Here is a 7,341-nt window from a genome sequence, read left to right on the forward strand (position 1 = left end):
CGGCCCGGCACCGGTCGGTCCGGCGCCCGACGGCCCGGCACCGGTCGGCCGGCCTCGCCGTCAGTCCTTCACCGCGCCCGCCAGCCCGGACACCAGCTTGCGCTGCACCGCGATGAAGAAGATCAGCACCGGCACGGTCATCAGCGTGGACGCGGCCATGATGCCGCCCCAGTCGTTCTCGTCCGGCTTGAAGAAGACCAGCAGCGCCGAGGGCAGCGTCTGGTTCTCGGTGGCGCTGATGATGAAGGTCTTGGCGAAGACGAAGTCGTTCCACGCCGTGATGAAGGAGAACACGCTGGTCGCGGCGAGGCCCGGGGCCACCAGCGGCAGCAGGATCCGCCACAGGATGCGGGTCCGGCCGGCGCCGTCGATCTGCGCGGCCTCCTCGATCGAGACCGGCACGGCGGCGACGAAGCCGCGCATCATCCAGATCCCGAACGGCAGCGAGAACGCCAACTGCACCAGGATCAGCGAGGCCAGGGTGTTCAGTCCGATGCCCGGGACGAACTGCCCGGCGTCGCGGAACATGAAGAACAGCGGGATGGTCAGCGCCTCGACCGGGATCATCTGGGCGATCAGGAACATCACCATGATGGTGGTGCGGAACCTGAACCTGAACCGGGTCACGGCCACCGCCGCCAAGAACACCACGGCCGCCGAGAGCACCACCACCGACAGCGCGACCACCAGGCTGTTCACGAAGTACCGGCCGAAGCCGTCCACGCTGAGCACCTGGCGGAAGCTCTCCAGCGTGGGGTGCGCCGTCCACGGCTTCGGGTCCAGCGACTGCACCTCGCCCTTGGGCTTGAAGGCCGACAGCACCATCCAGAAGATCGGGAAGGCGGTGACGACGGCCAGGACGACCGCGGTGGTGTCGGCGGCGAGCCGCCGCCGGCCGCGGGAGTTCCGAAGGGTGCTCACAGCTCGTTCCCCGTCCGTCGCAGACTGCGGATGTACAGGACCGTCGGGATCACCAGGATCAGCAGCATGATCACGCCGATCGCCGCGCCCAGCCCGTACTGCGAGGAGGCGAACGCCTTCTGGTACGCGTACACGTTGAGCACCAGGTTCTGGCCGGCGATGCCGCCGCCCTCGGTCATCACGTAGATCTGGGTGAAGACCTTGAAGTCCCAGATCACCGACTGGATCACCACGATCGTGAGGATCGGCCGCAGCATCGGCGCGGTGATCCGGCGGAAGGTGGTCCAGGTGCCGGCGCCGTCCAGCGCGGCCGCCTCCAGGACCTCCTCCGGGATGGCGCGGATGCCCGCGTAGAGGGTGACCATCACGAACGGGAAGGAGTGCCACACCACCACGGCACCGACGATCAGGAACGCCGTCCACTTGTCGTAGAACCAGTTGAACTCGTGGAAGCCGGTGAGTCCGATCCGCTCCAGGGTGTGGTTGACCAGGCCGAGGTTGGTGTCGAACAGGAAGCTCCACACCGTCGACCCGGTCATCGCGGGCGCAGCCCAGGCCGCCATCGCCGCGGTGGTCAGCACCAGCCGCGGCCACCGGCCGACCTTGGTGAGCAGCACCGCGAGGGTGGCGCCGACGGCCAGGGTGGCGACCACGCAGAACGCGGCGAAGCCGACCGTCTGCAGCAGCACCGACCAGAACTGGCCGTCCTCCAGGATCTTCGAGTAGTTGCCGAAGCCGACGAAGGAGGTCGGCACGCCGCCGGACGCCTGGGCCTGCCCGAAGTCCAGGACGGACAGCAGTCCGAGCTGGTAGATCGGGTAGGCGACCAGCGGGATCAGGATGACGGCGGCCGGCAGGAGCAGGAGCAGCGGGGGCCGGCGACGCCGGCCGCCCGGGGGTGCGGCCGGCGCCCTGCCCCCACGGCGCCGCTGCGGGGAGGGCGGCGCCGACGGGGCGGTCGTGGTGGATGCGGACACGTGCGGGACCTGCTCTCTGTGACGAACCGGGACGGGGACCGTCGAATGCGTGACCATCGGTGCGCGCCCGCCCGCGGGCGCGGCCGTCAGCGGGCGGGCGCGGCCGTCAGTGCGCGGCGAAGGCCGAGTTGATCTGCGCGGCGGCGTCGCCGGAGGCCTTGGCCACGTCCGCCTTGCCGGTGACGACCTGCTGGAGCAGCGTCGGGATCACCGACTGGGCGTCGATCTGCGCCCACCCCTGGTCGAGCGGGACGAACCTGGTGCCGGCCGCGATGGTGTCGGTGAACGGCTTCAGGAACGCGTCCTTCGCCGCGACCTTGCCGCTGACGGACTTCAGCGTCGGCAGGTTCCCCATCGCGTCGTACATCTGCTCCTGGTACGCCGGGCCCGCCAGCAGCTCGGCGAACTCGACGGCCAGCGTGCGGTGCTTGGCCGCCTTCATGACGCCCAGGTTGTTGCCGCCGGCGAAGGCGGGGGCGATCGAGCCGGCCTTCTCGCCGGGCAGCGGCACCACGCCGTACTTGCCCTTGACCGCGCCCGCGTCCACCTTGCCGCGGTTGGAGTTGAGCAGGACCGCCATCGCCGACTTCCCGGCCGCGAACAGGTCGACGGTCTTGCCGCCGGTCAGGTCCGCGCACTGCTGGGCGGGACAGCCGTCGGCGCCGAACAGGTCGGTGTAGCGCTTGATCCCGGCCTGCGAGGCGGGCGAGTCGATGGCCGCCTTGAACGTGGCGCCCGTCTTGACGGCGATGTCGCCGCCCGCGTCCCAGACGAAGGGCAGCGCGCCGAAGGTGTACTTGCCGCCGACCGCGATGCCGAAGGTGTCCGGGTGCGCGGCGTGGATCTTCGTGGTGGCGGCGACCAGTTCGGCGTACGAGGTCGGCGGGGCGAGCCCGGCCTCGGTGAACAGGTCGGTGCGGTAGTACAGCGCGCGCACGCCCACCCACCACGGCAGGCCGTAGGTCTTGCCGTCCACCACGGCGGTCTTGGCGATGGCCGGGTCGAGGTCGCCCTTCTCCTTCCACCCGTCCAGGTCGGCGCCGATCTCGGCGAGGCCGCCGGCGGCGACGTAGCCGGGCAGGTCGGTGTTGCCGAACTCGACCAGGTCGGGCGCGCTGTTGGGGTCGTTGAAGGCGCCCTTCATCTTGGCCGCGCGGGCCGAGGCGTCGGTGTCGATGTAGCTGACGTTGACGGTGACGCCCTGGTGGGAGGCCTGGAACTCGCCGACGGCCTTGGCGATCACGGCCTCCTTGGCCGCGTTGCCCGCCTCGTTGTACAGCCAGACCTGCAGCGTGCCGGTCCGGTCGTCGCCGGCCTTGGCGCCCGCCGGCGAGGCGGTGCCCGGCGCGCAGGCGGTGGCGGCCAGGCAGCCGGCGGCGAGCACGGCAGCCACTGCGGTCCGTCCGATGAGTCGCATGGTGGAGACCTCCCCTCCCGACAGCTGCCGCCGAGACGTGCACCGTTGGGGACGGACACGTCGAAGCAGGCCCTGACCGGGGCCGATGGTGAGTGAAGTGGTGGGGGTACGGCAGGGCGCAGCGCTCGGGTGGGGCGACGTCGCCTGCTCGATGGCAGGGACGTTAGGCGTGGGCGATCGGCGCCAACAAGAGGGGGTTGGCGAAAGTTTTGCACTGCACAACGTTGTATCGAAGATGCGGCGAAGAGACCCCGAAGGGGTACGTTCTGACAACCACCGCCGACGGGCGGAGGAACACCGCGGAACACCTCGCGGAACCGCACGGAACACCAAGCGCCAGCCCCCGCAGAACACCACCAGGGAACGGACCCATGACGGAGACGGCACCCAAGAAGCCCGCGACCGAACGCAACCAGTCCTCCTCGCTGCGCCGCGCGCTCGCCGTCCTCGGCTACGTCCGCGACCACGGCGACGGACGCGGAGTCCCGCTCGCCCAGCTCGCCGAGGCGCTCGACCTCAACAAGAGCACCGTGCTGCGGCTGACCGGACCACTGCTGGACGAGCACCTGCTCGACCGGGACCGCGAGACCGGCTGGTTCCGGCTCGGCCACGGCTCGCTGCGCCTCGGCCAGGCCTACCTGACCACCCTCGACCTGCGCAGCGTCGCCGCCGAACACCTGCGCCGGCTCCAGCGCGAGGCGGGCGAGACCGTCCACCTGACCGTCTGGCAGGCTCCCGGGATCGTCTACCTGGACAAGGTCGAGGACGAGACCAACGTCCGAATGGCCTCCCGGGTCGGCAGCCGGGCGCCCGCCTACTGCACCGCCACCGGAAAGGCGATCCTCGCCTGGCTGCCCGAGGAGGCCGTCGCCGAGGTGGTCGCGGCCGGCCTGCGCCCGGTGACCGCCTGGACCATCTCCGACGAGACCCGGCTGCGCGCCGACCTCGCCCGGATCCGCGCCCGCGGCTACTCCATCGACGACCGGGAGAACGAACCGGAGGTGCGCTGCGTCGCCGCGCCGATCTTCGACCACACCGGCGAGGTGACGGCGGCGCTCTCCGTCTCCGGGCTCACCTCGCGGATGACGGCCACCCGGGTGCGCTCCCTCGGGCCGGTCGTGGCGCAGGTCGGGCTGCGGATCTCGCGCGAGCTGGGCTCCGACCGGCAGCCGTCCTGAACCTACCGGCCCGGGCCCTGCCTCCGCGTGTGCCCGTGCTTCCCCGTCCCCGTGCCGATCCGCGCCGTCCCCGCGCTCCGTCAGCCCGCGGGCAGCAGCGGCCGCTGGTCCACCGGCGAGGAGAGGATCACCGAGGTCGTCGTCCGGCCGAGCACCGCGATCGCCTCGATCAGCTCCTCCAGGTGGGAGGTGTCCCGCGCGGCGACCTTGAACACCCAGCAGTCCTCGCCGATCACGTGGTGCACCTCCAGCACCTCCGGCCGGTGCAGCAGGTCCTGGCTGCGGACGTACTTCACCGTCATCCGGGCGTGCGGCGAGACCCGGACGAAGGCCCGGATGCCGTAGCCCAGCCGCTCGGGCGCGACCAGCGCCGCGTACCCGGTGATCGTGCCGTTCGCCTCCAGCCGGCGCACCCGCTCGCCCACCGCGGCCGGGCTGAGGTTGACCCGCCGGCCCAGCTCGCTGAGCGTGATCCGGCCCTCGGACTGGAGCAGTTCCAGCAGCCGCAGGTCGACCGCGTCCGGGCCGCCACCGGAACCGTTGGCGACACCGCCGCCGCCACCGCTGTTGAGGCCGTTCCGGGAGCCCGCCGACGAATCATCGGCCGAACCGTCGGATTGCCGTCGGTCTTTCGGTCGCAGCGCCGAAACTCCCATGATCACCCCTTCATCGAACCGCGCCGCACCATAACACTTGTGGGTATGGAAAACGTGCTCGTCATCGGGGGAAACCGGTACTTCGGACGGCAGTTGGTCACCCGGCTGCGCGACTCCGGCGCCCGGGTCAGCGTGCTCAACCGCGGCTCGACGCCGCCAGCGCCCGGTGTCACCGCGCTCGTCGCCGACCGCGCGGACGGGACGGCGCTGGCCCGTACCCTCGCCGGGCGGGACTTCGACACGGTGATCGACCAGGTCTGCTACACCCCGGCACAGGCCGAACTCGCCGCCCGCGCCTTCGCCGGGCGGACCGGCCGCTATCTGATGACCTCGACGATCGAGGTCTACGACACCGGCGAGGCACACCCGCCGGGCCGTCCGCTGCCCGAATCCGCCGTCGACCCGTCCGGGTGGCCGGTTCGCCTCGAACTCCCCTGGACGGAACCGGAGTTCGTCGAGGCGTCGTACGGCGAGGGCAAGCGCCAGGCGGAGGCGGTGTTCACCCGCGACGCGCCGTTCCCGTTCGTCTCCGTCCGACTCGGGCACGTCCTGGGCGCCGCCGACTTCACCGGACGGCTGGCCCACTACGCCGAGCGGATCGAGGCGGGCCTGCCCGTCCTGGTGCACCCGGAGAACCTGCCCTCCTCCTACACCCACGAGACCGAGGCGGCCGCCTTCCTGGCCTGGGCGGCGGGCGAGCGGTTCACCGGCCCGGTCAACCTCGCCTCGCACGGCGAACTGACCGCCACCGACCTGTGCGACCTGATCGCGGCCGGCCGCCCCTACCGTACGGCCGCCCCCGAACCCGGCCGACAAGCCTCCCCGTTCTCCTTCGACCGCTACTACGGCATGGACAACTCCCGGGCCCGGCAGCTCGGCCACCGCCTCTCTCACACCCGCGACTGGCTGCCCGGCCTGATCGCCGCCCTCCCCGGACCGGAGCTCCCCGCATGACCGCCACCACCGCCGCCACCACCACGGAGACCACCGAGACCTCCGGCACCACCCGCGCCACCGCCACCCGCCTCCTCGGCGGCCTCCGCACCAGTGCCATCGGCCTCGGCGCGATGCCGCTCTCCGTCGAGGGCCGCCCGGACGAGGCTCGCGCCATCGCCACCGTCCACGCCGCGCTCGACGCGGGCATCACCCTGATCGACACCGCCGACTCCTACCACTGGCACGCCGACGAGTACGGCCACAACGAGGAGCTCATCGCCCGGGCCCTCGCCTCCTACGGCCCCGGCGCCGAGCACGTCAGGGTCGCCACCAAGGGCGGCCGCGGCCGCCCCGGCGACGGCTCCTGGACCGTCAACGGCGACCCGGCCCACCTCAAGCGCGCCTGCGAGGGCTCGCTGCGCCGCCTCGGCGTCGAGGCGATCGGCCTCTACCAGCAGCACCACCCGGACCGGAACGTCCCGTACGCGGACTCCCTCGGCGCGGTCCGCGAGCTCTTCGAGGAGGGCAAGATCCGCGCGGCCGGCATCTCCAACGTCGACGTGGCGCAGGTCCGGCTCGCCCGGGAGATCCTCGGCGACGCCCTGGTCTCGGTGCAGAACGAGTACTCCCCCGCCGTCCGCAAGCACCAGCCCGTCCTGGACCTGTGCACCGAACTCGGCCTGGCCTTCCTCCCCTGGAGCCCGCTCGGCGGCATCGGCCGCTCCGCCGGACTCGGCGGCGCCGGGCAGGAGTTCGCCGCGGTCGCGGCCGAGCACGGAGTCAGCCCCCAGCGCGTCGCCCTCGCCTGGCTGCTGGCCACCTCCCCGGTGACCATTCCGATCCCGGGCGCGAGCCGCCCCGAAACCATCCGCGATTCGGCCGCCGCAGGGGAATTGGTGCTCGGCGAAGAGGAATTGGCCCGCCTCGAAAACGCGAATGGGGCCCGGCACCCATAAAGGCACCGAACCCCATCCGACAGTTGAGCGCCAGGCCCGGGTCGCACGGACTCTCCCTACTGAAAGTAGGACGTGCTCTGGTAGCACCACTGACGCCTGACGAGGAATCATCTCCCTCGCGACAAGAAGAACATTAGCAGCCCCGCACCGAAACGCCGAACCACCCACCAACCGGCCCCGACCGACCCCGAAACGCGAATGGAGCCCGGCACCCATAAAGGCACCGAACCCCATCCGACAGTTGAGCGCCAGGCCCGGGTCGCACGGACTCTCCCTACTGAAAGTAGGACGTGCTCTGGT

7 protein-coding genes are annotated in these 7,341 nt (G+C 71.4%); 3 read left to right on the forward strand and 4 right to left on the reverse strand.

What is annotated here, in order from left to right; genetic code table 11:
* Positions 1-60: 60 nt before the first annotated feature.
* The 3 genes from AB0Q99_RS20305 to AB0Q99_RS20315 form a co-directional block, all read right to left on the reverse strand.
* Positions 61-921, reverse strand: coding sequence for a carbohydrate ABC transporter permease (locus AB0Q99_RS20305; protein ID WP_363573684.1), 861 nt, complete (start codon positions 919-921; stop codon positions 61-63).
* Positions 918-1,898 carry a sugar ABC transporter permease gene (locus AB0Q99_RS20310; RefSeq protein ID WP_363573686.1) on the reverse strand — a complete coding sequence of 327 codons (981 nt, stop codon included), beginning with the start codon at positions 1,896-1,898 and terminating at the stop codon, positions 918-920. The genes AB0Q99_RS20305 and AB0Q99_RS20310 overlap by 4 nt, the downstream gene beginning before the upstream one ends.
* A 106-nt stretch (positions 1,899-2,004) precedes the next feature.
* Positions 2,005-3,315, reverse strand: a complete 1,311-nt coding sequence (locus AB0Q99_RS20315) for an extracellular solute-binding protein (protein WP_363573688.1) — start codon at positions 3,313-3,315, stop codon at positions 2,005-2,007.
* 371 nt (positions 3,316-3,686) lie between these two features.
* Here AB0Q99_RS20315 and AB0Q99_RS20320 point away from each other — a divergent pair, with 371 nt between their 5' ends.
* Positions 3,687-4,493, forward strand: coding sequence for an IclR family transcriptional regulator (locus AB0Q99_RS20320; RefSeq protein WP_363573690.1), 807 nt, complete (start codon positions 3,687-3,689; stop codon positions 4,491-4,493).
* An 80-nt stretch (positions 4,494-4,573) separates the two neighbouring features.
* Here AB0Q99_RS20320 and AB0Q99_RS20325 read toward each other — a convergent pair whose 3' ends face one another.
* Complete coding sequence (locus tag AB0Q99_RS20325; protein WP_363573692.1) at positions 4,574-5,149, reverse strand: Lrp/AsnC family transcriptional regulator; 576 nt, start codon at positions 5,147-5,149, stop codon at positions 4,574-4,576.
* A gap of 45 nt (positions 5,150-5,194) precedes the next feature.
* Between AB0Q99_RS20325 and AB0Q99_RS20330 the strand changes: the two genes are divergently transcribed.
* Complete coding sequence (locus tag AB0Q99_RS20330) at positions 5,195-6,103, forward strand: NAD-dependent epimerase/dehydratase family protein (protein WP_363573694.1); 909 nt, start codon at positions 5,195-5,197, stop codon at positions 6,101-6,103.
* The gene (locus AB0Q99_RS20335; protein ID WP_363573696.1) at positions 6,100-7,041 is read left to right on the forward strand and encodes an aldo/keto reductase; all 942 of its coding nucleotides are present in this window, start codon (positions 6,100-6,102) and stop codon (positions 7,039-7,041) included. The genes AB0Q99_RS20330 and AB0Q99_RS20335 overlap by 4 nt, the downstream gene beginning before the upstream one ends.
* Positions 7,042-7,341 lie beyond the last annotated feature (300 nt).

Source organism: Kitasatospora sp. NPDC086791 (assembly GCF_040685975.1).
Lineage (GTDB): Bacteria > Actinomycetota > Actinomycetes > Streptomycetales > Streptomycetaceae > Kitasatospora.

Coding starts and splice junctions, on each gene's coding strand:
- AB0Q99_RS20315 (WP_363573688.1), bottom strand. CDS start 3,315: ATGCGACTCATCGGACGGACCGCAGTGGCTGCCGTGCTCGCCGCCGGC.
- AB0Q99_RS20320 (WP_363573690.1), top strand. CDS start 3,687: ATGACGGAGACGGCACCCAAGAAGCCCGCGACCGAACGCAACCAGTCC.
- AB0Q99_RS20325 (WP_363573692.1), bottom strand. CDS start 5,149: ATGGGAGTTTCGGCGCTGCGACCGAAAGACCGACGGCAATCCGACGGT.
- AB0Q99_RS20330 (WP_363573694.1), top strand. CDS start 5,195: ATGGAAAACGTGCTCGTCATCGGGGGAAACCGGTACTTCGGACGGCAG.
- AB0Q99_RS20335 (WP_363573696.1), top strand. CDS start 6,100: ATGACCGCCACCACCGCCGCCACCACCACGGAGACCACCGAGACCTCC.